Source organism: Halalkalibacter kiskunsagensis (assembly GCF_037027555.1).
GTDB classification, from domain to species: Bacteria; Bacillota; Bacilli; order Bacillales; family Bacillaceae_D; genus Halalkalibacter; species Halalkalibacter kiskunsagensis.
The window spans coordinates 1-26,516 of record NZ_JAXBLX010000008.1; the positions used below are offsets into that span (position 1 = coordinate 1).

Below are 26,516 nucleotides of genomic sequence, written 5' to 3' on the forward strand. Positions count from 1 at the left end.
CCTATTCAATATAGGAATCATCTTCTAGTTGCTTAATCTCTTTTTTTAGAGTGTCCTTGACATAGGTGCCAGTTTAAAAAGGTCGGGTTTTGACCTTTTTGGGGCTCCCTTGAATCAGCGTGCGGAGCCGATACCTGCCTTTTCGTTCCCTATGAGTGCCCTTCTCATAGGGAACATGTATCGTGTGGAGCCCCTTCTTTCTTTGACAAAAAGCTCGGGTTTTGACTTTTCAGGGCTCCCTTAATTAGTTAATCAGTATATCCCATTAAAATACGCGCGTATGGCGAATTAGATGGGAGGACGATGACCGTTTCATCTCCGATTGTTTTTTCATAGGATTCAAGGGTACGATATAGCTGATAAAATTCAGTATCCCGTCCAAATGATTCATTGTAGATACGGGCAGCCTCTGCTTCCCCTTCCCCTACAATCTCGTTGGCATCTGCATTAGCTGTCGCAATCATTTCTGTTACTTCACGATCTGTATTAGACTGAATCCGATTAGCTTCTGCATCCCCTTGAGATAAATATTCTTGTGCTGTTGCATGACGCTCAGAAATCATCCTGCTATAAACAGCTTGCTCATTCTCTTCTGGTAAATCCGTACGCTTCATTCGAACATCCGTTAATACAATTCCGTACTGGTTACGCTCAAGTGCCTCATTGACTCGGTCACGAACCAATTCATTAAAGCTTCCTCGAGAAGATTTTTCTTCATTAATAATTTCATCAAACTCCAATTGACCTAACTCAGCTCGAATGGCTGAGAAGATTAATTCTCCCATAATTGCCTCTGCCTGCTCCGCCGTTCGTGCATTGGAAATCATTAGTTGCGGGTCTTCAATTCTCCAAATTGCATAGTGATCAGCAAGCATACGCTTTTTGTCTCTCGTATTTATTTCCGCTGGAGGAATGTCATAAATCATTTGATATTTTGGTAGAGTAGTAACTGATTGGATAAACGGAATCTTAAAGCTAAGACCTGGCTCATCCTCAATTCGTACAACCTCCCCAAACTGCCTTACAACTTTGTATTGACCTTGCTCAACAATAAAGAGGTTACTAATAATCGTTGCTAAAAGTGCTATTAGAACAATAACCGTTGCTCCTAGCTTCATAAACTTTCTCCACTCATCATTTGGACGGCGCTCGTTCAGATCAACAATGTTCTCATCGCTCATTAGTTACTCCCTCCTTCATTAGCTGTATTTTGACTGCGTTCTAATGGCCTAATTGGTAAGTAGCTCACTGTATCGTTATTGCTATCCATAATATAAATCTCTGTATTTGGTAACACACTTTCTAGCGTTTCAAGAACAAGACGTTGTCTTGTTACATCTGGATTTACAAGATATTCTTCATAAAGGGCATCAAATTTCGCAACATCCCCTCTCGCACGCTCTATTCGCTCAGCACGAGTTCCTTCTGCACGAGACATAATCGCGTCTTTTTCCCCTTCTGCTTCGTTCACTTGTTGATTACGATATCTTGTTGCTTCATTAATTTTCGTCAAACGCTCCTCACGAGCATCTGTTACTTCGGTAAATGCACGTCGAACTTCATCGGTTGGCAGTTCGACATCTTGTAGCTTCACGTCTTGTATACTAACACCAATTTGATAGACTTCTAATAGTTCAACTAAGTTTTCAAATACTTGTGCTTCAATCTCTGGTCTTTGATCTGTTAACGCGTCATCAATTCCAGTACTCCCAATCACACCGCGTAACGCTGCAGATGTTGCGTTATATAATACCGTTTGAGCATTTTCTGTACTATAGAGATACAACTCTGGATCAGTAATTCTCCATTGAACAGCCAAATCGGCGAATAGGATATTTTCATCTCCTGTTATCATTTTCGCTTCATTCGTGAATTCAACTACTTCTCCGCCTTCCTCATGATACCCTACTTGAAGATTATAAGTTCCTCTAGATAAAATCTCGACTCTTTGAATTGGCCAAGGCATCTTAAACTTTAATCCCGGCTCTGTAATTGTGTCTTCTACTTTCCCGAATGTAATAAGTGCTGCTTGTTCAGATTCATCAACTATATACCATCCTGTTGCAAGAAATAAGGCTAGAATGGCCACCCCTATTAAGGAAACAAAACCTACAAGCAATTGCTTAATCGTCATCGTATCATCCCTTCCTAGATGTTCTACTCTTTTTACGATTTTCCTTAGAAACGGTTTCATATATTTTTAAAAAGTTTCAATCTTTTTCATTATAGTACAAATTTCAGTGTTAATGTGGGTTTTCACGATAGAAATACTTGGTTCTTTCCACATTGATCATGATTTATTCATTCACTTCATCTTGGATCTTTCAAAGTATAAAAATAGACGTGAGCATAAGGGGGCGCTCACGTCCTTTTAGGGGATGTACTCCAAGCATCCTAGGTCCATACCTAAATACTTGGCAGTAGTGATGAAAACCGTTCCACTTCATTATAAATAAACAAGGTTAAGAATGTTTAAACGCAATGTTAAAACATTGTAAATAAAGATAGTCCAAAAGAGTATTTCCCTTTTGGACTATCTTGGAAGCCATGCGCAACAAAAGCAGCTTATGGTATATGCCCCCTAAGAGTAGGATTATCATAGGAGGCTTAATATCATCTTTTAATAATTTACTATAAGCAATGGGAAAAATTCGAATTTTTATTCAATGTCCAGTCGATTTCTTTTAAACAAAATCGTAAAAGTTGTTCCCTTTCCTACTTCACTTTCAACTGTAATTTTCCCATGATGAGCTTCAACTAAATGTTTGACAATTGCAAGACCCAGTCCTGTTCCTCCCGAATTTCTACTTCTTGCCCGATCGACTCGGTAAAAACGTTCAAAGATTCGCGGCAACTCCTTCTCGGTTATGCCAACACCAGTGTCAGAAATTTTCATCTCAATTTGCTCCTCTTCACCCTTAAGGGAAACTCGGATAACTCCTCCAACAGGAGTATACATAATCCCATTATTAATAAGATTAATGGCAATTTGTTTTAACCTCTCACCATCTCCATCAAGAGTGACATCCCCTTCAATCATTACGTTAAGTTCTATTTGTTTTTCCACTGCTTTCTTTTTTAAAAGCTCGATCACTTCTTCAATTGTTAATCTAAGGTTCGTCCTTTGCCAATTCAATCTAAAATAAGATTGTTCAATTCGAGATAAATCAAGTAAATCTTGAATTAAACTTTGAAGACGCTCGCTTTCTTTTGCAATGATCGTTAAAAATTTCTCACGTAAAGATTCTGTGTTCATAGCACCGTCAAGCAGCGTTTCTGTAAATCCTTTTATCGATGTTACTGGCGTTTTTAACTCATGTGATACATTTGCAACAAAGTCGGTCCGTACTTGTTCTAATTTTTTCAATTCGGTAATATCATGAAGAACAAGAACAATTCCTTTCAACTTCCCGAGGCTACTCATTACAGGAGCAGCATATACCTCGAAATGTCTAATTTCCGAATGAACAGGAAAGTAAATTTGCATTCGTTGTTTTTGTTCAGTAATAAATATCATTTGTACAATTTTTATCAATTCTTTATGCTTAATTACATCATGATACAGGTGATTTAACCATCGATCCGTATCTTCTTCAAAAATTTCGCGACAAGTACGATTAATAAGAGAAATATCTCCCTTTATATTAATCAATATAAGGCCACTACCCATGTTATCAATTAATGTTTCCATCCGTTCTTTTTGTGCTTGATGTCGTTTCGTCAGTTGTTCAAGGTTAAAAGCAAGAATATTAATCGATCTCGTTAATTGACCTATCTCATCACGCTTTCCTTCTGCAGTTCTAGCTTGAAAATTCCCTTCTGCTAGTTCGTTCGCTACAACAGTTGCACTTTCTATCGGACGAATCATTTCGTTTGTAACACGATACGTGATCGTAACAATTATGAAAAAAGCAACAGCAAAACTAACAGCTAATATCCACCAGATCATCTCTGTCATATCATCTAAAGTTTGAGTCGATAACCCAAGCCGAAGATAACCTACACGATTATTATTATCATCCATTATTTCAACTGCATAGTATAGTAATTCATCTTGAACCGTCTCACTGTAGCGAATAGCGGTTCCTTCTTCGCCTCTTTCAATCGCTGCAATTTCTGGTCTAATGATATGATTATCCATTGTTGCTGGGTCTGTCTCAGACTCGCCTATTACCGTTCCATCTGATAGGATAATCGTGACTCTAGCCTCAAGCATTTCTGAAACTTCTACAGCCAAACTTTGAGCTCTCTCTGATATTAGTGGTTGTTCTGCAAGCTTATATGAAGCTAAGTAAGCTTCTTTTTCTACTCGCTCTGTAAGGTTATTTAAATAAAAACTTTCATATAGCTGACCAATAACAAAACCAACCCCTGTCAATACAATCAGAGTAATAGACAAGACGGCAATAATTATTTTAAAACGCAACTTATACATCAAATTGTGGTTCCTCTAATTTATATCCGAGACCCCGAATCGTTTTAATATAAACTGGCTTTTTTGTATTCGTTTCTATTTTTTCACGAAGGTGACTTATATGAACATCCACAATTCGTGTATCTCCAACAAATTCATAATTCCACACAGCATTTAACAATTGATCACGTGTTAATACACGTCCTTTATGATTAGCTAAATACAAAAGAAGCTCAAATTCTTTTGGCGTTAGTTCGAGCACTGTTTGTTTAAACAAAACCTCGAAATTTTCAGGGTGAATCTCAACTTCTCCAAACCTAATCACATTCTTTTTTATTTCATCTTGACTAGGTGCGTTTTCTGGCAAAACTGGTTGAACTCTCCTTAAAATAGCACGAACCCTCGCTACCACTTCACGTGGACTAAATGGTTTCGTCATATAATCATCTGCGCCAAGCTCCAGTCCCAATACTTTATCAAACTCCTCATCTTTTGCCGTTAACATTAAAATGGGTGTCGATACTTTATTTTGCCGTAGATGCTTGCATACATCAAGGCCATCCATTTCCGGCAACATTAAATCAAGTATTAATAAATCAAATGATTGGCTCATTGCTAGGTCTAGTGCTGTAACCCCATCCATAGCCGTTGTAATTTCATAACCAGATTGTTCAAGATTAAATTGCAAAAGAGTAACAATTGATTCTTCGTCATCGACAATTAGTAAACGCTGTGACATGATTCATCCTCCAACTCGCTTCAAAGAACGGGTAAATGTAACGGTCATCTCTACTAACATCCCCTTTAGTAAAGATTTTTCTCTTTTTCTCTCTATAGTATAGCAAAAGAATTAACTATTTCGACTCTTATTTTCAAAAATGAAAATCGCTTGCTTTTATTCAAGAAAAAACCTCTTGCAATAAAGCAAAAGGTTTTCTTTTTCTATTAGGTTGTCGGTAAAGCTGACATAACACCACGTACAGATTCAACAGATTTAGCTAAAGCTGCCTTTTCCTCTTCTGTTAAATCAAGTTCGATAATCTTTTCAATTCCATCTCCACCAAGGATTGTCGGTACACCAACATACAGGTCCCGATAACCATACTCACCTTCTAAGTAAGCAATGGTTGGAATAACACGCTTCTTATCCTTAATGATTGCTTCAACCATTTGAGTAAGTGATGCAGCTGGTGCGTAGTAAGCACTTCCGTTACCAAGAAGACCAACAATCTCACCGCCACCTTTACGTGTACGTTCAACAATTGCATCAAGACGGTCTTGAGGGATAAGCTTCTCAAGCGGAACGCCACCAGCAGCTGAGTAGCGAATAAGTGGTACCATTTCATCGCCATGCCCACCAAGAACGAATCCAGTAATATCTTCAACAGATAGGTTCAATTCTTGAGCTACAAACGTACGAAAACGTGCTGTGTCAAGTACACCAGATTGACCGATAACACGATTCTTAGGGAAACCAGATTCCTTATAAACTGTGTAAGTCATTGCATCTGCAGGGTTTGTTAATACAATTATGTAACAGTTTGGAGAATGTTTAACTACTTCTTTTGTTACTGCCTTCATAATTCCAGCATTTGTACTAACTAGATCATCACGACTCATTCCTGGCTTACGTGCAATACCCGCTGTAATAACAACAACATCAGAATCTTTTGTATCTTCATAGTTAGAAGTACCAACGATATTTGAATCAATTCCTGCAACAGGTGTTGACTCAAGCATATCTAATGCCTTCCCTTTTGTAGGACCTTCCATTTGAGGAATGTCGACAAGAACAACATCACCAAGTTCTTTTTGTGCGACCATAAGAGCTGTTGTTGCCCCTGTAAATCCTCCACCGATCACGGAAATCTTTCTACGCTTAATTGCCATAGCTCGTTCACTCCCCCGTAAGATTAAATGAAAGTTGTATAAAAGAATACTTAGCTTTGAGATTTAACCCCAAAGGTAAAGGGCACCTTTGGCTTTAAATAGTGCGTACATCGTTTGCGATGGCTTCTCTCGCCGTGCGCCATTCGGGAAGGTCACCCTAATGGCTTAAAACATTACGGCGGCTCCGCTCATCGCTTCGATTTAACCCCCAAAGGTAAAGGGCACCTTTGGGGGTTAAATCTTTTATAGGTTTTTGATTAATTCTTCTGCAAAGCCTGAGCAAGAAACTTCAGTTGCGCCGTCCATTAGACGAGCAAAGTCATAAGTTACTACTTTACTTGCAATAGTTTTATCCATAGAAGCCATAATTAAATCTGCAGCTTCGAACCAACCTAAGTGACGAAGCAATAACTCTCCAGAAAGAAGAACAGAAGATGGGTTCACCTTATCAAGACCAGCATACTTAGGCGCCGTACCATGTGTAGCTTCGAAAATTGCATGCCCTGTATCGTAGTTAATGTTTGCTCCTGGAGCAATACCAATACCACCAACTTGAGCAGCAAGAGCATCAGAAATATAATCACCGTTTAGGTTCATTGTTGCAACAACATCAAACTCTTTCGGACGAGTTAAGATTTGTTGTAAGAAAATATCAGCAATTGAATCTTTTACAATGATTTTTCCAGCTGCTTCTGCATCAGCTTGTGCCTTATCAGCAACTTCTTTTCCTTCTGTTTCTACTAACTTGTCATATTGAGCCCAAGTAAATACTTTATCGCCGAATTCACGCTCAGCCACTTCATATCCCCAGTTCTTGAACGCTCCTTCAGTGAACTTCATGATGTTACCTTTATGAACTAATGTTACACTCTTTCGACCTTCGTCAATTGCATATTGGATAGCCGCACGAACTAGTCGGTCTGTTCCTTCCTGAGAAACAGGCTTAATACCAATACCAGAAGTTTCAGGGAAACGGATCTTAGAAGCTCCCATTTCATTTTGTAAGAATTCAATCAGCTTTTTCACTTCATCTGAACCTTCTTTGTACTCAATACCAGCATAGATATCTTCTGAATTTTCACGGAAAATAACCATATCTGTATCTTCTGGACGTTTTACAGGTGAAGGTACACCTTGGAAATAACGAACCGGACGTAAGCATACATATAAATCAAGTTCTTGACGAAGTGCCACATTTAAAGAACGAATCCCGCCACCAATTGGAGTTGTAAGAGGTCCTTTAATTGCAATCATATATTCACGAACTGCATCTAGAGTTGCTTCTGGAAGCCACTCACCAGTTTCGTTAAATGCTTTTTCTCCAGCAAGAATTTCTTTCCACTCAATCTTCTTCTCGCCATTATATGCCTTTTCAACCGCAGCATCTAATACACGTGACGCAGCTGCCCAAATATCTGGTCCAATTCCGTCTCCCTCAATGTAAGGCACGATTGGGTTGTTTGGTACATCAAGAACACCATTGTTTACTTTAATTACTTCACCTTTTGACATAATTCATTACCTCCTAAATTAATTACAGTATAAACTAAGACTCTTTTATGTTGCTACGATTTTTGACAAATGTCAATCTATGTACAGGGAGGCTATTACTCCCAAGTACGCTTTTAGCGTTGTGCTAGAGGGACATACGAACGTTTATTAGGTCCGATATATTCAGCGCGCGGACGAATCAGTCTGTTGTTACTATATTGCTCTAAAATATGCGCCAACCAACCAGACGTACGACTCACCGCAAAGATTGGTGTAAATAAGTCATGCTTAATTCCTAAACTGTGGTAAACACTTGCAGAATAGAAATCTACATTTGGAAGCAATCCCTTTTCCCCAGTTACCATTTCATTAATCTTCGTTGACATTTCATACCATTTTGTTTCTCCAGTAATTTCAGTAAGTCGCTTAGACATTTCACGAAGATGCTTTGCACGAGGGTCACCGTCTTTGTAGACGCGATGCCCAAAGCCCATAATTTTCTCTTTGTTGTCCAATGCTTTGCGAATGTATGGTTCAACATTCTCAACTTTTTCGATTTCCATTAACATGTTCATAACAGCTTCATTTGCTCCACCATGCAACGGACCTTTTAGGGCACCAATTGCTGCTGTCATACCAGAGTATACATCGGATAAAGTCGCTACACATACACGCGCAGTAAACGTAGAAGCATTTAACTCATGATCAGCATGAAGTACGAGTGCTTTATTAAATGCATTTACGGCAATTTCGTCCGGCTCATTTCCTGTTAACATATAAAGGAAGTTTGCAGCAAACCCTAAATCTTTACGAGGTGCAATTGGCTCTAAACCTTCACGCACTCTTGAAAACGCTGTCACTATTGTTGGTATTTGTGCTTGTATCTTAAGCGCTTTTAGACGATTAGCAGCCTCATCCATAACGTCTGCCTCTTCATCAAATAATGCCAGTGTTGAAATTGCTGTCCGAAGCGCAGCCATTGGGTGAACCTTTTCAATTGGATAAGCTTTCATTTGGTCAATAATCTCACTTGGTACCTCTGCATGATTTGCAAGTTCTTGAGTAAATTGACTCAATTCATCTGCTTTAGGTAATGATCCATTCCAAAGAAGATAAATAACCTCTTCAAAACTCGCATTATCTGCTAAATCATCAATATCATATCCTTGGTAAGTAAGGACACTTTCAATAATAGAACTAACACTTGACTGAGTTGCTACAATACCCTCTAGACCACGAGTTGTACTCACGTTAACCTCTCCTTTTCTCGTTGATACTATATTTCCGTAAAAACTAGTAAATGCTTACATTTCCACATCTTATCCAAAAGCGATGCTATGTAAGTAGGATGCTCACAACTTCCATTATAACTACTTATTACACTTTTGTGAACGTTTTCTCCCAAAGTTATTCTTAAATTCTAAAATTATTATGTATTAATACAAAAAAGTGCCACTTTTAGTATCTGCAAAGTGGTCAAGATACATGCAATTGATCCTTTTTAAATACTAACTAGATTCACTCATCCCCCAAGATGAGTGAAAAATTGGATGATTTTCATGACAAAAAAAGCAATTCCCGCGCCGATTAAAGGTCCTACAGCCACACCATTAAATAAAGCGACAGAAAGAATGGTACCAAAGACTAATGCCGTGGTAATGTGTGGGTCTGACTTTAATAAATCGATTCCACTGGCAGCAATGATTGCTACTAACACTCCTGCACCTAGAGCTACCCAGGCATAAGATGATCTCACGGCTTCTCCTAATTGTTTAAATCCAATCTCTCCTGTTACTATAGGTGTTAGAACGGCAATTGTAATAATTGTAACCCCAATATGAATCCCTTTTTGCTGAACGATAGGATATAGTCTATCTCCTAATCCTATCCACTTAACTACAAGTAGAAATACAACAGCTACAAGAAGGGATTGATTTTTTGCGACAATTGCCACAAGTAATAAAATCAACATAAAAACGGAAGCTTGTGAAAACAAGAAACCACCTTTCTTCCTCGCTCGCATTAAGTTACCCTTGATCGATTCTCATAGAATTTACTTCATAGCAGCCTAAAATCATTCATTGCATTATGAAAAACATGCAGCTATTATATCTTCCCTTAAAAAGGGTATACAAGATCGTCACACTACTATTGTAATAGAAGGTTATTTTCTTGTCATGATCATAAAATTCCCATTCTTAATCATCTGGTGAAACAATTTTAATAAGAATCCTTTAGCGATGGTTCTAGTTACAGGAATTAACAAGAAAAATCCTATGGCATCAGTAATAAAACCTGGAGTGAGTAATACGACTCCACCAATCAATATGCAAATTCCATCAAGGAGTACACCACTAGGTAATTGTCCTTGTTGGGTTTGAAGCTGAACAAGTCGTAGTGCTTGGAGACCTTCTTTTTTAGCAAGCCAAGCCCCTAGCACACCTGTTAAGATAATAAGAAAAATCGTAGGCCATACTCCTATTACATTCCCAGACAGAATAAGAACAGCGATTTCAAGTGCAGGTACGATAATTATTAATAATAGTAATAAGCGAAACATTATATGCTCCTTTACTTTTTAATCTTTCCTTTCATTTACACTCCATACACTCTTATAAGGAAAAAGGAGAAGGGAACTCCCTTCTCCTTCTAGCTCATTATAGTACACTAGTGTGACCTCTGTAAATGTCGCCTCGAGCACTATCTACTGTGATCTCTTCGCCTTCTGTAAACAAACTCAAAGCGCCATCAACCCCTACAATGACTGGCGTACTTAAGTTTAGTCCAACAACAGCAGCATGAGAAGTTAACCCACCTTCTTCAGTTATAACTGCAGCTGCTTTTTCAAAAGCAGGAATCATATCTTTATCTGTACTATATGTTACTAATATTGATCCTTCTGTTGTCTTTTCATTTGCCTCTTGTGCCGTTTTAGCAATAACAACTCGTCCAGCAGCTGAACGACGACCAATCCCTTGGCCTTTTGCAATAACTTCTCCGATTACATGAACCTTCATAATGTTCGTTGTACCTGATTCTCCTACTGGTACTCCTGCTGTAATTACGACTAGGTCCCCTTGTTTGATAGAATTAGATTCAAGTGCTGTATTTATCGTAGAGTCAAACATTTCGTCAGTTGAAGACGCTTCTTTACCAAGAATCGGTGTAACACCCCAAACTAGGTTTAGCTTTCGAATGACTTTTGGATTACTAGCTACTGCAACGATCGGTGACTTCGGACGGTATTTAGAAACTACACGTGCTGTATATCCACTTTCTGTTGCTGACAAGATAACTGCAGCCGAAAGGTTAGAAGCTGTATGCGCAACCGATTGACCAATTGCCGTTGTAATCGACGAAACTTCTTCTCTCGTTTTCTTTCTAAGCATTGCACTATAGTTTAATGCCTGCTCTGTACGCGTTGCAATATTGTGCATTGTTTGTACAGATTCAACCGGATAATCGCCCGCAGCTGTTTCACCTGAAAGCATAATAGCATCCGTTCCATCAAAAATTGCATTGGCAACATCACTTGCCTCTGCTCTAGTTGGCCTTGGATTGCGTTGCATGGAGTCAAGCATTTGTGTTGCCGTAATAACTGGCTTTGCAACTGCGTTACATTTTTTAATTAATACTTTTTGGACAAGAGGAACTTCCTCAGCCGGAATTTCTACACCAAGGTCTCCACGAGCTACCATTAATCCGTCTGACACTTCAAGAATTTCGTCAATATTGTCTACACCCTCTTGATTTTCAATCTTTGGGATAATGTGAATTTCATTACCGCCATGATTTTCAAGAAGTTCACGAATTTCAAGGACATCAGTTGCTCTACGCACAAATGATGCAGCAATAAAGTCTACACCTTGGTCAATACCAAACTTAATATCTTCAGCATCCTTTTCTGTAATACCAGGTAGATTTACACTTACATTTGGTACATTTACACCTTTTTTGTTCTTAAGTGTTCCACTATTTAATACTTTTGTAACAAGTTCACCATCAGCAACCTCAGTCACTTCAAGTCCAATTAACCCATCATCAAGTAAAATCTTTGAACCTGGCCCAACATCGTTAATAAGGCCCGGGTATGTAACCGAAATTTTCTTGTTATTTCCAACGACTTCTGTCATTGAGACAATTAGTTCATCTCCAGCCTTTAATTCTACTACTCCATTTTCTAATGTTTGTGTACGAATTTCAGGTCCTTTTGTATCAAGCAAAATTGCTACTGTTTTTCCCGTTTTCTCAGCAGCCTCTCTAATGTTACGGATTCTTGCACCATGCTCTTCAAAATCACCGTGTGAAAAATTTAATCGTGCAACGTTCATCCCTGCTTCGATAAGCGCTTCAAGCTTTTCAATCGACTCACTTGCCGGACCAATGGTACATACTATTTTCGTTTTACGCATATTTTCCTCCTACATGCTCACTTTATATTTTTTATTATGATTAAGCTTCCTTATAAAGAAAAGGCTTTTATACATTATTTCGAATTTATTTATAAACAAAATAAACTTTTAAATCGATAGTTGTTGTGAAAGCTTGTACATATCCATATCAATTGTATGGTTACGAGATAAAGCTTCGTTAATATCATGGTAAACAAGTTCATTTTTTTCAATTCCTACTGTTACTCCAGCTTTGCCTTCTAAAAGAAGATCAACAGCTTTCGCCCCTAAGCGACTTGCCAACACACGGTCACTTCCTGTTGGAGAACCCCCGCGTTGAATATGCCCTAACACGGTCACTCTAGTTTCCAAATTCATTTCTTCCTTAATTCGATTACCGAAATCAAAACCACTACCAGCACCTTCAGCTACAATAATAATACTATGTTTCTTTCCACGTTCTTGACCACGTTTTAAACGTGAGATAATTTCGGCCATGTCATAGTCTGCCTCTGGTACGACAATGGTTTCTGCTCCATCAGCAAGACCCGACCAAAGCGCTAAGTCTCCAGCATGACGACCCATAACCTCAATTACATATGTACGTTCATGTGATGTTGCCGTATCACGGATCTTATCAATTGCATCAATTACCGTATTCAGTGCTGTGTCAAAGCCAATGGTAAAATCAGTACCTGGGATATCGTTGTCGATTGTTCCTGGAACTCCAATCGTTGGGAACCCATGCTCTGTCAACTTCTGAGCACCACGATATGACCCATCGCCACCAATAACAACTAGACCCTCAATGCCAAACTTCTTCAATTGTTCAATTCCTTTTTGCTGCCCTTCAAGGGTCTTGAACTCTTCACAGCGTGCCGTGTAGAGGATCGTTCCCCCACGGTGAATGATATCACCTACTGACCCTAACTCCATCTTCTTAATATCGCCTGCAATTAGCCCAGCGTACCCATATGAGATTCCGTAGACTTCAAGTCCATGAAAGATTGCTTTACGAACAACAGCACGGATTGCCGCGTTCATTCCAGGTGAATCCCCACCACTTGTTAAAACTCCAATTCTTTTCATGTTATTCCTCCTTAAAGATAACTTTAAAAATATGTTAAAAAGTGCAATGCGTATTATTTATTAGCATGTGTACTTTTACCCTCAATATGTTTCTACTGAATTTTTTATCTCCATTTTTAAAAATACCACTTTACTTTAGTAAATTCAATCCAGTTAATACCAAAATAAAAAGTGCTTCCCTAGGAAAGGGAAACACTTATCCTTTATTTACAGTTATGACATCGTTTACATACGTAAATTGTCCAATATTTTTATATTTTTGGTAGCGCTGTTCAATGAGCTCTTCTGCTGTTAACTCTGATAGTTGAACAAGTGACTCATTTAACACAAGATCAATGTTTTTTCCTTGTCGAACTAGATCTCTGTGAGCCCCACCTTTTACTTCACGAATGATTTCATCGATAACACCAAGCTCTTTTAAGTCAGGTGCTGTAATTTTCATTGACTCTGCCGCTTTTTGAGCAAGAGAAGCATCTTTCCAAAGCAGAGCTGCAGCTCCTTCAGGTGAAATAACAGAGTATGTTGAGTTCTCTAACATATGAAGGTGGTTCCCAACACCAAGAGCTAATGCTCCACCGCTTCCTCCTTCACCAATCACAATACAAATAACAGGAACACTCAAGCCGGCCATTTCTAGAAGGTTCCTAGCGATGGCTTCACTTTGTCCTCTTTCTTCTGCAGCCTTACCAGGATAAGCTCCTTTTGTATCAATGAAACAGATAATTGGTCTATTAAATTTATCTGCCTGCTTCATTAACCTGAGCGCTTTCCTGTAGCCTTCAGGATGCGGCATACCAAAGTTACGACGGATATTCTCCTTCGTGTCTTTTCCACGTTGATGGCCAATAACCGTAACCGAACGTCCTTTATATTTAGCAACACCACCAACAATCGCCGCGTCGTCTCCATATAACCTGTCACCATGCATTTCTAAAAAGTCTGTGAATAAATGCTCAATGTAATCAAGAGTTGTTGGACGCTCATTATGCCTTGCTATTTGCACTCGTTCCCATGGTTGTAGATTCCCATAAATATCTCTTTCAAGTTGTTCAAGACGACTTTCAAGCTTCATAATTTCATCAGTTAAATCTATTTCTTTTTCTTCTGTAAAATTTCGAAGCTCTGAAATTTTATTTTTTAATTCTAAAATCGGTTTTTCAAAACCTAATTCACTTGCCATGTTAGTACACCTCCTCTACGAAGCATGGATATCTAATATCGTTGTTAATGTTTCTTTCATGTCCAGACGTGAAATCACGCGATCAAGTTGACCGTGCTTCAATAGAAACTCTGCTGTTTGAAAGTCTTCCGGTAGTTCTTGTCGAATAGTTTGCTCAATAATGCGTCTACCAGCAAAGCCGATTAACGCTTTAGGTTCTGCAAAATTATAATCGCCAAGTGATGCAAAACTAGCTGATACACCACCCGTTGTTGGATGAGTCATGATTGAGATAAATAGCCCCCCCTGGCGATTAAGCTTTTGCAAAGCTGCACTTGTCTTAGCCATTTGCATTAAGCTTAAAACCCCTTCTTGCATCCTTGCTCCACCAGAAGCAGAAAATAATATAAAGGGAACTTCTATTTCAATTGCGTATTCAACAGCTCTTGTAATTTTTTCACCAACAACAGATCCCATACTCCCCATACGAAACCTTGGGTCCATTGCTGCAACAACAGCTCCAAAGCCGTTAATTGTCCCTTTTCCAGTGACGATCGCTTCATTGAGATCTGTCTTTTTACGATCGGCCTCTAATTTCTCTTCATACGTTGGGAAATGCAGTGGATTCTCACTAATCATATCTTTATCAAATTCAACAAACGATCCCGCATCGTATAAACTATCCATTCTCTCATAAGCAGTTATACGATGATGGTGTCCGCATGCATCACATACATATAAATTCTTTTTTAACTCTTTCGTGTACATAATCGTTCTACACGACGGACATTTTGTCATGAGTCCTTCAGGAACTTCCTGCTTTGCTCGTTCTGAAGGAATCGTCGCATATCTCTTTTTTTTCTTCAAAAAATCCTTAAGCATTTTTCCACCTCACTCGCTTAAGCTTAAACCATTAGTTCATCTTATGATCTTGATTTGCTAAATAGTACAAGCTAAAAACGACTATTCTCTAAATGTTGTTTCATTGCCATTGTTGCCCTCTTGCAATCTCGATTCTTTAAAGCGTCAAAGATTTCCTCGTGTTCACTAAGTGATACGGGCATCCGTCCCTCCCTTTGCAGTGAACGGGCAATAGCAACTTTATTGTATTCAACCAATGATACCCATAAATTAAGTAGTAACCGATTTTGGCAAGATTCAACAATTGTTTTATGAAACAGATAATCTTCCTCAACTGGTAAATCTCCATGTGACCACTCTTCTTTTGCACGGATAATGAATTGGCCAAGCTGCCTGACAGACTCATTTGTAATACGTTCACAAGCTAACTTTAGTGCTTCAAGCTCTATAATTCGCCTTGTTTCCGTTAAATCCTGCCTTGCATTTTTATCTTTAAGAAGGAATGATAACACAATTTCTACTAACCTGTAACTACCAAAACTCTTAATGTACGTCCCTTCGCCACGCCTTGTTTCGATTAAATCTAATAGCTCTAGGGCGCGCAAAGCTTCGCGAACAGAGGAGCGACCAACATCGAGTCGGTCGCTCAGTTCTCTCTCTGAGGGTAGTTTGTCACCACTTACTAATTGATCTTCATTAATAATTTGATTAATTTGTTTGATGACTTCTAAATAGACTTTCGGTTGTACTGATGACATACGTCACCCTCACCTCAGTTATAAACAATTTAATTACTCTTCATCCCCAATAATAGCAAGTTTTCTTGTTTTTTCAGCAATTTTTTCTGGATCAACCTTTTTCCGAGCAACTCCCGTCTCCATTGCCGTTTTTGCTACTGCCGCTGCAACAGCAGGAGCAACACGTGGATCAAACGGTGCTGGTATGACATAATCAGGAGAAAGATCTTCTTCAGAAACTAAATTAGCAATTGCATAAACAGCTGCCACTTTCATTTCCTCATTGATGTGTGTTGCCCTAACATCTAATGCCCCACGGAATATACCTGGGAAAGCTAATACATTATTCACTTGATTCGGGAAATCAGAACGCCCTGTTCCAATCACACTTGCACCTGCTTCTTTTGCTATTTCTGGCATAATTTCAGGTGTTGGATTGGCCATTGCAAAAATAATTGGATCAGCATTCATGCTTTCAATCATCTCTTTTGTTAACGCCCCAGCAACCGACACTCCAATAAATACATCTGTTCCTTTAATAACATCTGCTAAACTACCTTCTAATTGATCACGGTTCGTAAACTTCGCAACTTCCGCCTTCATATCATTCATTCCATAAGAACGCCCTTCGAAAATAGCTCCTTTGGAGTCGCACATGATAACGTCTCTAACACCCATTCGTTGCATTAATTTTATAATTGCAATTCCAGCTGATCCTGCGCCATTGGCAACAACTTTGATTTCAGATAATTTTTTCCCGGAGATTTTTAATGCATTAATTAAACCAGCAAGCGTCACAATTGCTGTACCGTGCTGATCATCATGAAAAACTGGAATATTTGCTTCTTTCTTCAAGCGTTCTTCAATTTCAAAACACTCGGGAGCAGCAATATCTTCTAAATTAACCCCGCCGAAAGTTGGTTCCATTAGCTTCACAGTTTCTATTATTTTTTCAACGTCATTTGTACGTAAACAAATTGGAAAAGCATCAACACCAGCAAATGATTTAAATAAGACAGCCTTCCCTTCCATTACAGGCAAAGAAGCTTCTGGTCCGATATTTCCTAGACCGAGAACTGCTGTCCCATTACTGACTACAGCAACCATGTTGCCTTTCATCGTATATTCATAAACAGTTTCAATGTCTTCAAAAATTTCTTTACACGGTTCTGCTACTCCTGGAGAATAGGCCAAACTTAAGTCTTTCGCATTTCTAACAGCGACCTTTGCTTTTGATTCAAGCTTTCCTTGGTTTACACGATGGATATGTAAGGCTTCTTCTCTTGTTGTTGCCACAACGACACTCTCCTTTTTTTCTTCTAGTATAACATTAACTGGTCAGACCACTAAAACACCTTAATTATATAGAATAATCCTTCATTAGCCAAGCCTAAAAGTAGAAAAGGTCATTTCAAAATAAGGTGTTTTTCCCCTTTTTTAAAATAACCCGATCTATGAATTATTTTTTCAAAATGACATTTCTCTCCCCTAATATCTCTTTCAATTTCAATAGAAATGCTTCATCAGGAGTGACTTGATATTCATTTGTTAAGTGTTTTGTTTGCTTTGTTTGCTCGTAATATAAAATAACTGGAACAGTACCAGTATTTGATAGAAGGTGGACTTTCACTTGTTCTAATAGATCTAGACTTTGAGAGGCTTCACTAATTCTAAGAAAAAGTTTTTCCTCCTCTTTTTTCAATGTCAAAGTTTTTAAGAGATCTATTTTTTCTACAATCAATTGCGTTTGTTCACGGGTATGATCATAACGCCCTTCAACTAATATGAGTTCACCTTCAGTAACGAGATCTTTTATTTTGTCCCATGTCCGCGGAAAAATAACCAATTCACTTCCACCAGACTCATCCGTTACAACAGCAAATGCCATTGCATCTCCTTTTTTTGTTTTAATTCTTCTTACTTGTGAAAGTAAACCTGCTACCCTTACGTTCCCTTTGGTCTCTTTCGCTTTTTGAACGGGAAGACGTCCATTTGCATCGAGCATTGGCTTGTACATTTCAATCGGGTGTCCTGATAGATAGAATCCTAACGCCTCTTTCTCATAATCTAGTTTTTCTTGGATTGAAAGCGGCTCAATTTCTTTATAATCCGGGGCTTGGATATCAAGAGTGAACAACCCTTCTGTCTCATCTTGAAAGGAATTTACTTCAGCAGCAAAGCGCAGTGCTTCTTCAACTGAATATAACAACGTTGCCCGCTCAGGATGAAACTCATCCATTGCTCCTGCTTTTATTAAATTTTCTACTGCTTTTTTGTTAACAATCTTTTGATCAATGCGGACTGCAAAACTAAATAAATCGGTAAAGCGTTTTTCTTCTCGTTCTTGAACAATCAATTTAGCAGCTCGAAATCCTACATGAGCAATGGGAAGCAACCCAAAGCGAATCGCTTCATTTTCAATTGAAAAAAGAATATGACTTTTGGAAATGGAAGGAGGCAATACGTCATATCCAGCTTTCCTACATTCACGGATATGATGAGATAGTTTATCATCATTATTCCAAACACCAGATAGCAGGGCCGTATAAAAGGCTAGTGGATAATTTGCCTTTACATAAGCTAACTGATAACTAATCATGCTATAAGCGACTGCATGACTTCGGTTAAATCCGTAATCAGCAAATCGTTCAATCAGTTCATAAACGTCAGACGCTACTTGTTCGGAGTATCCTTTTTGGCGGGCTCCTCTAATAAATGCCTTACGTTGTTTTTCAAGTTCACCTTTCTTTTTCTTACTTATCGCACGTCTTAGTAGATCTGCTTCTGCCAGTGTAAACCCTGCCATTACTGCGGCAACTCTCATAATTTGCTCTTGATAAATAATGACTCCATACGTCCTTTTTAAAATCGGCTCTAAATCTTCGTGAGGAAATACAACCTTTGTTACTTCATGTTTGCCTTGACGATACATTGGAATGTATTTCATTGGACCTGGTCGATAAAGCGCGTTAACCGCAACAATGTCTTCGAATTCCGTTGGTTGTAAACTAGTTAGGGCCTGTCTCATTCCATCTGATTCAAGCTGGAAAACGCCTGTTGTATCACCTTGGCCGAGTAATTGGTACGTTTTTTTATCGTCCAAAGGAATTCTCGTATAGTCGATTTTTTCCCCATATTGTTGTTCAATCAAAAAAGAGATATTCTCCAAGAGCGTTAAATTTCGCAATCCAAGAAAATCGAATTTAAGCAAACCGATTTTTTCAACTACATCCATGGTTGCTTGCGTAAGGGAAATCGTTGATTGACCTGCTTGTAAAGCCATTAACTCAGTTAAAGGTTTAGCACTAATTACAACACCAGCAGCATGGGTCGATGCATGGCGTGGCAAACCTTCTAATTGCTTAGAGACCTTCCATAATACAGCAAGGTCTTTTGATTCTGTTATCATCGATTCAAGTTCTTTGCTACTTGCTAACGCTTTTTCTAGTGTGACGCCTGGACTTACCGGAATTTGTTTTGTCAGCTTCCCAATGAGATAACTATCAACCCCCAGTACTTTTCCTACATCTCGTACAACCGCTCTAGCTGCAAGAGTTCCAAATGTAAGAATTTGAGCGACATGATTCTTCCCATATTTTTGTTGAACATACTCAATGACTTCATCACGACGATGGTCAGGAAAATCAATATCAATATCAGGCATAGACACTCGTTCATGATTTAAAAAGCGTTCAAATAATAAATCATATTGGAGTGGATCAACATCAGTTATTTGCAGAACATAAGCAACGATTGAACCTGCTGCCGAACCCCTTCCCGGGCCCGTTAAAATGCCTTTCTCCCTCGCATATTTCATAAAATCCCAAACAATAAGAAAATAATCACTAAACCCCATTCGTTCAATAACTGCTAGCTCTTTATTTAAGCGCGCTTCTATCACATCGTTTATTGTCCCGTAACGGAACTCACACCCTTTATCGCACAAACTGCGTAATAGTTCGTTCGAATTTAGAATACCAGGAAATTCAGGAAGCATTTGTTGGTCTAGTGTTAGCTGAACGTTACATAAAGAAGCAAAACGTTTTGTATTAACTAGTGCATCTTCTCTTTCAGCAAATCTCTCAACCATCTCAGTAGGAGTAAGGAGATAAAAAGATCTTTCTTCCTTTTCAAGAGGGTAATCCTCCGCTTTTACCCCTTCACGGATCGCCCGAATAACTTGATAAGCGGTAGCATCTTGTTTTTCTAAGAAACGACAAGGATGTGACGCCAACAATTGTATGCCACTCGTTTCAGAAAACGTCTGAATTGCCTCATGCTTTCTGGAAACGTGATCGTGTAACTGTTGAATTTCTAAGAACCAATCTGAAGCAGAAGTTTGCCCTTTCCATCCCCTCAACCAATTTAATGCTTTTTGAAACTGATTTTGCACGAGATCCTCTTCAATTGGTCCTCGGCTGTATGGAATTACAACGATTACTTCTGATAAGAAAGGAGTAACTTCTTCTTTTTTTAAAAACGCTCGTTTCCCTGCTTTATGTCCGATTATTGTCGCTAGTTTTAATAAATTCACGTAACCTTTTTTATTTTTGGCATAGCATCGAATTAACGCAAGCTCATTCTCATTTTTTTGGATCGTCAATTGCAAACCAATGATCGGTTTGACATTATATTTCATACAAGCTTGATAAAATGGCACCGCACCATACATAACATGATGATCACATAGAGCAAGTGCCTGAAATCCATCTTCGTGTGCCTTTTTCACCAGTGCCTCTATTCGATTGGTTGATGATAGAAGACTGTACTCACTATATACATGACTATGAACAATCTCCATAACACTCGCCTCACATTCACTGTTTGTTTCTCTAGTATAGTACATTTTTATAACTGTTGGGTACGAATTGCTCATTTCGCATTTCGATTAGTTGTCATAAATACTTCATGTTTGTCTTATAAATGATAGAGACACGCTATTCTCTTTTATCCGATTGAATGAAAGTTGGTGAACCGCATGCTTAGTCGTGAACTTCTTGCCACATTAATTATTGATTTCTTCGTTGCGTTTGGAGTCATTATCGGTGGTGCTATCATTGGTGGCATCGGTGCTTTCTTAATTGGCAAACCACCACTGTCAGTTATGCACGATCTAGCAGGCAGCTTAAAAATTTGGGCAATTGTTGCTGCAATTGGTGGAACATTTGATGCGATTACAAGTATCGAAAGAGGCCTTTTCTATGGAACTCATGATGATATTTTCAAAACCGGTTTTATGATTTTTGCGGCTCTTTGTGGAGCCCAGGCGGGAACTTTGCTTATCCAATGGATTGTCGGAGAGGCACTAGCATCATGAGGGTTCCTCCAATCTATGAACGACCAACAGTCAAACGTTTTTTCGCTGGAATGATTCTTGGAATTATAATCGGATGGGCTTTTTTCGTTTATCAATATGGACAAGTTTATGAAGGCCTAGTGTTTCGTATTTCTGAACAAGAAGCACTGATTGCTGACCTAGAAGGTGACATCGACGTACTTTTAAGTGAGCAAGATAAATTGAATGAGGAAAATCAAAAGAAATTAACGGTAAAAGAAATCGATATTCAATTCACAAATTCTAGGACACTTAGACTAAACCAATTAACTCTACTTGACTTAAAACAACAGGCATTAAACGAGTTACAGGATATTAAACGGAAAGATATTGAGACCGTAGCGAGCATGAGAGCCCTTATGATTAGTACACTTGAAAACAAAGTATTCCGTGTTGGAGACAAACGATACCAACTTACTGTAGAAGGGACCAGTTTATACACGACCTTAGAAATTCACGTCAAAATTGTTCCAAGTAGTTAACCCCTATTTGAAAGGCCACTGAAAAAGGTTACTTTGATGTGGCCTTCTATTCGACCCTTTCTCAGTCATGTGATCTCTTTAGAGTGAGTCAATGTAAGCGAGAAGTAATAGTACCACGTCTTTTTTGTTACAATTTTTAGAAAATTGATCGTAACACATTGATTTCGTAGTATAATGGATTCAAGCACCCGATCACATTTCAGGAGGGTTGAATGATGGACATAACTGGTAAATCAATGGTTTTAAACCGCAAAGAAATGGCATTACAAAAAGTAGAAAAGATAAAAAATGGTCTGTCCGCTTTTGCTGAGTCTAAGGAAGTTTCTGACCTTATTCGCAAGGAGCTGAAAAAGCAAGAGATTCACGTGTATGAGGATAAAACAGAGGTTGGTTCTTGGTTCATTCCAGTGAAGGAAGCATGATCAAGGTACTGCTTTAATAGGGTCTGCTCGAATAATGTATAGCTTTTTTGCAGACCCTTGTGTTTTTCATTACTTGCTGGCGATAACTAGCTTTTGAACAATCTCTTCTGTTTCTTCCCAACTATAAGCAGTAGCTCCTGCTGCCATTGGATGTCCACCACCATTATACTCAGTGGCGATAGTATTAATAACAGGACCCTTCGAACGTAACCTTACTCGTATTTTATCTTCATCTTCAACAAAAAACACCCACACTTTTAATCCTTCAACATCAGAAAAAGCATTAACGAGTTGTGATGATTCTGTGGAGGTTACTTGAAAACGATCTAAGTCTTGTTTTGTTAACCTCATCACGCCTACACAATCGTTTATAACAGAAAATTGTTGCAATACATAACCTTGTAGCCGTGTAATCTTCAAATCTTTTTTATGTAAGTTTGAATAAAAAGTATTTTGATCAAACGGTTGTTCAACTAATAGACTAGCTCTTCTTAATGTGTTGGCAGTCGTATTGGAATACCTGAACCGACCTGTATCTCCTACAATACCCGCATATAAAAGCAACGCTGATTCAGAGTCTAATTGTAACCCTGCTTGTTCAATTAATTCTACAATCATCTCACTCGTTGAACTAAAAGATGGGTCAACCCAATTAAGATTTCCGTATGGTTCTTCATTTGGGTGGTGATCTATTTTGATCAAATACTGCCCTTGTCGATAGCGTTTATCATCAATCCTTTCTGTATTGGCTGTATCACAAACAATGACAAGCGCCTGTTCATACTCATAATCAGAAATCAAATTCATCTCTCCTAGAAACGCTAACGACGGCTCCTCCTCCCCTACTACATATACTTTCTTATATGGAAAGCTCTCCTTAATAACATGAGCAAACCCGAGCTGTGATCCTAAGGCATCTGGGTCAGGACGTTCATGCCTATGAAGTATAACCGTTTCAAATTGTTCTATTTTTTCCATAATGTGATTAATCACAGTTGTTTCACTCCTTCTAAACTTGTTCACTGATCCTCCACTGGCAAAATGACTCAAATCAAGATACAATGGCTTTTAGTGATCAATGGTTCACGAAAAGACCGCCATCGTCTTTGAATGTGTTCTAAGAAAGATCGCCGAGCGGGCTGTTTCTTAGAAGCAATGAGCGAAACCGATGCTTTTTTTGTTGAACGACAAATAGGTAACTGTCATTCGACGCGCAGCGTGTAAAGACATTACCGCCCTTGAGGAGCTTTTGTACTTCATTTGCTTCTCTCAAATTTACACTTTCTGATCTCTAAAAAAATCAAGGAGGCTTCTCTCATGGATAAACTACTTACGATCATTATTGTTATTTCTGCGGTCTTTTTCATTTATAACAAAATAAGATCATGGCGCGCAAATGAATCATTATTAAAGCGAATCTATCAGACGAAATCTTCACTTACACTCGGATTCTTTTTAACTGCATTTGGAGCCAACCTTCTCATCTATCAAAGAAGTATGATTGATATTGTAGTCGGTACGGTCTTCACCATTCTTGGAATTGCCAATATCTTCTACGGCTTCAAAGCATCACGCCATTACATCGCTCAATTAAATGATTAATTAAGCTTGTCCTACTTTATAGGGGAAGTCCTTTCCTTTAGAAAAATACAGGTAACGAGATTTCTCTTATCTCGTTACCATTCTTCAAATTATAAAGTTATGAAAACTAATCTATCAACTGAGCCATCATCATCGCTTTTCCGACAATTTCCTCTTCATGATAAAGTTCAACATCTATCTTCCCGTGTTTCCGTCCTATCTCAAGGATTTTCGGTCTAATCGTGATAATACTGTCAATTTGAACAGGTTTAATAAAGTACAATGTAATGTTTTCAACGACAAGATCGCCTTTTTTGTATTTACGCATAAGTCGACTACCTATTTCAGTAACTAGCGTCGTAATAACACCATAAGAAATCGTACCGAGTTGATTAGTCATCTGCGGTGTAACTTCACATTCAAAAACCAACTCATCAGCCTTCGACTTATCTTCGACCCGACTTGTAACAATATCCTCAATTGTTTCACCTATATGAGGTTGTCTCTGAACCATTTGCAAGGCTTTTAACACATCTTGACGACTGATAACACCAAGAAGCTTTCTCTGATTATCAATAACAGGCAGAAGCTCAATTCCTTCCCAAACCATTACATGAGCAACCGCAGCGACAGACGTTCGTTCATGCACCGTAATCGGGTTGCTTGTCATCACCTTCTCAATAGGTGTTTGTTTTGAAGCCCCTAACACATCTTTGGCAGCAACCATTCCTTGTACTTTCATATTTCCATCAATAACTGGGTAACGGCTGTGACCTGTCTTTTCATTCAAATCATGCCATTTATCAACGGTATTCTGAGTTGTCATATAGAAGGTATCTTGAAACGGAATTAATATATCATCAACTAACACAATTTCTTTCTTTATCAGTTGATCATAAATGGCACGGTTAATCATCGCTGCAACTGTAAATGTATCATAGCTCGTTGAAATAATCGGTAATTCCAGTTCATCAGCTAATTTAATGACCTCTTCACTCGTACCGAAACCACCTGTAATTAGTACTGAAGCCCCTGCTTCAAGTCCCACTTTATGGACTTGATCACGGTTTCCGACAATTAATAAGTTACCAGCTTCAACATAACGCATCATTGCCTCAAGCTTCATCGCACCGATAACAAAACGATTTAATGTCTTATGAAGCCCTTGACGGCCACCTAATACTTGTCCATCTACAATATTGACAACTTCCGCATATGTCAGCTTTTCAATATTCTCTTTTAATTTTTTTTCGATACGAACCGTTCCTACTCGCTCAATCGTGCTTACAAGACCTTGATTCTCGGCCTCTTTAATGGCTCGATAAGCAGTTCCCTCACTTACTGCAAGCGCCTTCGCTATCAAACGCACTGATATTTTTTCGCCAATTTCCAAATCCGTAATATGTTGTAAAATTTGTTCATGCTTTGTAGCCATGATAGCCACCACACCCTCACTCGGCTGTTTCACCCGATATTCGTACTCTGTACTACTATCATTATACGTTTGAAAATGTGGACTATCAAGCTCTCTTATTATCCTCGCAGTTTTTCTCTAGAATTTTGTCTATAACGAATAGGTACAGCTACCTCTTTTTTCGGCCTTCTTTGATATAACAGATGGAGGCCATTTCCCCCAATGACCAACAAGGCAAACACCGTCCAAGACCATGCGAAAATCTGGTCAATGACCGTACCATCATAAGGTAAATATTCTGCTCCATAGATTAGCATCGCTACCGACAGCAAAAAGGACATAAACAACCGCTGCTTCAATTTTGACCCCTCCACAATTTCGTTTGTAAAGCATATGCTATAAAATGTGGAAAAAGACCAAGCCTCTTTGTTTAGACAGCTTCACAATATACCCATAAAAAAGTGACTCAACGGACATATGAGCCTTGTTGAGTCACCTTTATTTTTCAATATTAATGTCTTATCATAGTTTAATTGATTCTCCTACTTGTAACGCGACACCTTTCTTTCCAGATAAATTCTCAGCAAATTCAATAGGATCTTGCTCAATCACCGGAAACGTATTGTAATGAATTGGAACCACTCTCTTTGCTTGAAGCCACTCAGCAGCGATCGTTGCATCCTCTGGTCCCATCGTGAAATTATCTCCTATTGGTAAAAAGGCTACATCAATCGTATTTCTTTCTCCAATGAGTTTCATATCACTAAATAATGCGGTGTCACCTGCGTGAAAGACCGTTTTCCCTTCGGCTGAAAATAAGATTCCAGCAGGCATTCCCATATAAATTATTTTTTGTTCTTCCTCCACCGTATATGAGGATCCATGGAATGCTTGTGTAAACTTTACAACACCGAATTCAAATTCATATGAACCACCGATATGCATAGGGTGCGTTTTTACACCTTGCCATCCTAAATATGTAGCAAGTTCAAATGGAGCGACGACAAGAGCATCATTTCGTTTGGCTAATTCAACCGTATCGCCAACGTGATCATTATGCCCGTGTGTCAAAAGAATTACATCAACTTTCACATCGTTCACCTTTAAATCTGTTTGACCATTCCCTGTAATGAATGGGTCAATTATGAGTTTCGTCTTCTTTGTTTCAATCACGACTACTGAATGTCCATGATAACTAATTTTCACTATCATTCACTCCTTCAACAAATTCTTTTCCCCATCTACCATTT

Annotated in this window: 24 protein-coding genes; 4 read left to right on the forward strand and 20 right to left on the reverse strand. The window is 38.6% G+C overall.

The window, feature by feature from the left end; all coding sequences use genetic code 11:
- Positions 1-248 precede the first annotated feature (248 nt).
- The 16 genes from hflC to dnaE all read right to left on the reverse strand — a co-directional run bounded on the left by hflC (position 249) and on the right by dnaE (position 20,833).
- Positions 249-1,181 (reverse strand): protease modulator HflC, encoded by a 933-nt coding sequence (gene hflC, locus SLH51_RS06110; protein WP_335959936.1) that lies wholly within the window; start codon positions 1,179-1,181, stop codon positions 249-251.
- Positions 1,181-2,134, reverse strand: a complete 954-nt coding sequence (hflK, locus tag SLH51_RS06115; protein ID WP_335959938.1) for an FtsH protease activity modulator HflK — start codon at positions 2,132-2,134, stop codon at positions 1,181-1,183. Before hflK ends, hflC begins: the two co-directional genes overlap by 1 nt.
- Before the next feature lie 525 nt (positions 2,135-2,659).
- Positions 2,660-4,435, reverse strand: coding sequence for a two-component system histidine kinase PnpS (pnpS, locus tag SLH51_RS06120; RefSeq protein WP_335960127.1), 1,776 nt, complete (start codon positions 4,433-4,435; stop codon positions 2,660-2,662).
- On the reverse strand, positions 4,428-5,153 hold the full coding sequence (locus SLH51_RS06125) for a response regulator transcription factor (RefSeq protein WP_335959940.1): 726 nt from the start codon (positions 5,151-5,153) through the stop codon (positions 4,428-4,430). Before SLH51_RS06125 ends, pnpS begins: the two co-directional genes overlap by 8 nt.
- Before the next feature lie 206 nt (positions 5,154-5,359).
- Entirely contained in the window at positions 5,360-6,304 is a 945-nt protein-coding gene (gene mdh, locus SLH51_RS06130) for a malate dehydrogenase (protein WP_335959941.1), read from the reverse strand.
- 243 nt (positions 6,305-6,547) lie between these two features.
- Positions 6,548-7,816, reverse strand: coding sequence for an NADP-dependent isocitrate dehydrogenase (gene icd / locus SLH51_RS06135; protein ID WP_335959944.1), 1,269 nt, complete (start codon positions 7,814-7,816; stop codon positions 6,548-6,550).
- 113 nt (positions 7,817-7,929) lie between these two features.
- Positions 7,930-9,045, reverse strand: coding sequence for a citrate synthase (gene citZ, locus SLH51_RS06140; RefSeq protein WP_335959946.1), 1,116 nt, complete (start codon positions 9,043-9,045; stop codon positions 7,930-7,932).
- A gap of 272 nt (positions 9,046-9,317) precedes the next feature.
- A complete protein-coding gene (locus tag SLH51_RS06145) occupies positions 9,318-9,791 on the reverse strand; it encodes a DUF441 domain-containing protein (protein WP_335960129.1) in 474 nt (157 codons plus the stop codon).
- A 168-nt stretch (positions 9,792-9,959) separates the two neighbouring features.
- Positions 9,960-10,355: an FxsA family protein gene (locus SLH51_RS06150; RefSeq protein WP_335959947.1), complete on the reverse strand. Its 396-nt coding sequence runs from the start codon at positions 10,353-10,355 to the stop codon at positions 9,960-9,962.
- A 97-nt stretch (positions 10,356-10,452) separates the two neighbouring features.
- The gene (gene pyk / locus SLH51_RS06155) at positions 10,453-12,207 is read right to left on the reverse strand and encodes a pyruvate kinase (RefSeq protein ID WP_335959948.1); all 1,755 of its coding nucleotides are present in this window, start codon (positions 12,205-12,207) and stop codon (positions 10,453-10,455) included.
- A 108-nt stretch (positions 12,208-12,315) separates the two neighbouring features.
- Positions 12,316-13,275 carry a 6-phosphofructokinase gene (pfkA, locus tag SLH51_RS06160; protein ID WP_335959950.1) on the reverse strand — a complete coding sequence of 320 codons (960 nt, stop codon included), beginning with the start codon at positions 13,273-13,275 and terminating at the stop codon, positions 12,316-12,318.
- Between the two features lie 196 nt (positions 13,276-13,471).
- On the reverse strand, positions 13,472-14,455 hold the full coding sequence (gene accA / locus SLH51_RS06165) for an acetyl-CoA carboxylase carboxyl transferase subunit alpha (RefSeq protein ID WP_335959952.1): 984 nt from the start codon (positions 14,453-14,455) through the stop codon (positions 13,472-13,474).
- A gap of 15 nt (positions 14,456-14,470) precedes the next feature.
- The gene (gene accD / locus SLH51_RS06170) at positions 14,471-15,316 is read right to left on the reverse strand and encodes an acetyl-CoA carboxylase, carboxyltransferase subunit beta (protein WP_335959954.1); all 846 of its coding nucleotides are present in this window, start codon (positions 15,314-15,316) and stop codon (positions 14,471-14,473) included.
- A 71-nt stretch (positions 15,317-15,387) separates the two neighbouring features.
- On the reverse strand, positions 15,388-16,053 hold the full coding sequence (locus tag SLH51_RS06175) for a FadR/GntR family transcriptional regulator (RefSeq protein WP_335959956.1): 666 nt from the start codon (positions 16,051-16,053) through the stop codon (positions 15,388-15,390).
- A gap of 33 nt (positions 16,054-16,086) precedes the next feature.
- Positions 16,087-17,328 (reverse strand): NADP-dependent malic enzyme, encoded by a 1,242-nt coding sequence (gene ystJ / locus SLH51_RS06180; protein WP_335959958.1) that lies wholly within the window; start codon positions 17,326-17,328, stop codon positions 16,087-16,089.
- A gap of 163 nt (positions 17,329-17,491) precedes the next feature.
- Positions 17,492-20,833, reverse strand: a complete 3,342-nt coding sequence (gene dnaE, locus SLH51_RS06185) for a DNA polymerase III subunit alpha (protein ID WP_335959959.1) — start codon at positions 20,831-20,833, stop codon at positions 17,492-17,494.
- Positions 20,834-21,010: 177 nt separating this feature from the next.
- On the opposite strand from dnaE, the gene ytrH reads away from it, so the two are divergent.
- The 3 genes from ytrH to SLH51_RS06200 all read left to right on the forward strand — a co-directional run bounded on the left by ytrH (position 21,011) and on the right by SLH51_RS06200 (position 22,271).
- Positions 21,011-21,349 (forward strand): sporulation membrane protein YtrH, encoded by a 339-nt coding sequence (gene ytrH, locus SLH51_RS06190; RefSeq protein WP_335959960.1) that lies wholly within the window; start codon positions 21,011-21,013, stop codon positions 21,347-21,349.
- A complete protein-coding gene (ytrI, locus tag SLH51_RS06195) occupies positions 21,346-21,849 on the forward strand; it encodes a sporulation membrane protein YtrI (RefSeq protein ID WP_335959962.1) in 504 nt (167 codons plus the stop codon). Before ytrH ends, ytrI begins: the two co-directional genes overlap by 4 nt.
- 212 nt (positions 21,850-22,061) lie before the next feature.
- On the forward strand, positions 22,062-22,271 hold the full coding sequence (locus SLH51_RS06200) for a YtzJ family protein (protein WP_390184049.1): 210 nt from the start codon (positions 22,062-22,064) through the stop codon (positions 22,269-22,271).
- A gap of 69 nt (positions 22,272-22,340) precedes the next feature.
- Here the strand turns inward: SLH51_RS06200 and SLH51_RS06205 are convergent, their stop codons facing one another.
- Complete coding sequence (locus tag SLH51_RS06205; RefSeq protein WP_335959964.1) at positions 22,341-23,264, reverse strand: DHH family phosphoesterase; 924 nt, start codon at positions 23,262-23,264, stop codon at positions 22,341-22,343.
- A 324-nt stretch (positions 23,265-23,588) separates the two neighbouring features.
- On the opposite strand from SLH51_RS06205, the gene SLH51_RS06210 reads away from it, so the two are divergent.
- On the forward strand, positions 23,589-23,873 hold the full coding sequence (locus SLH51_RS06210; RefSeq protein WP_335959965.1) for a YtpI family protein: 285 nt from the start codon (positions 23,589-23,591) through the stop codon (positions 23,871-23,873).
- A gap of 106 nt (positions 23,874-23,979) precedes the next feature.
- Here the strand turns inward: SLH51_RS06210 and SLH51_RS06215 are convergent, their stop codons facing one another.
- From SLH51_RS06215 to SLH51_RS06225, 3 genes are all read right to left on the reverse strand, one after another.
- Positions 23,980-25,287 (reverse strand): CBS domain-containing protein, encoded by a 1,308-nt coding sequence (locus SLH51_RS06215; RefSeq protein ID WP_335959967.1) that lies wholly within the window; start codon positions 25,285-25,287, stop codon positions 23,980-23,982.
- Between the two features lie 98 nt (positions 25,288-25,385).
- A complete protein-coding gene (locus tag SLH51_RS06220) occupies positions 25,386-25,625 on the reverse strand; it encodes a hypothetical protein (protein ID WP_335959969.1) in 240 nt (79 codons plus the stop codon).
- A 163-nt stretch (positions 25,626-25,788) separates the two neighbouring features.
- On the reverse strand, positions 25,789-26,472 hold the full coding sequence (locus SLH51_RS06225) for a metal-dependent hydrolase (protein ID WP_390184048.1): 684 nt from the start codon (positions 26,470-26,472) through the stop codon (positions 25,789-25,791).
- Between the last annotated feature and the right edge of the window lie 44 nt (positions 26,473-26,516).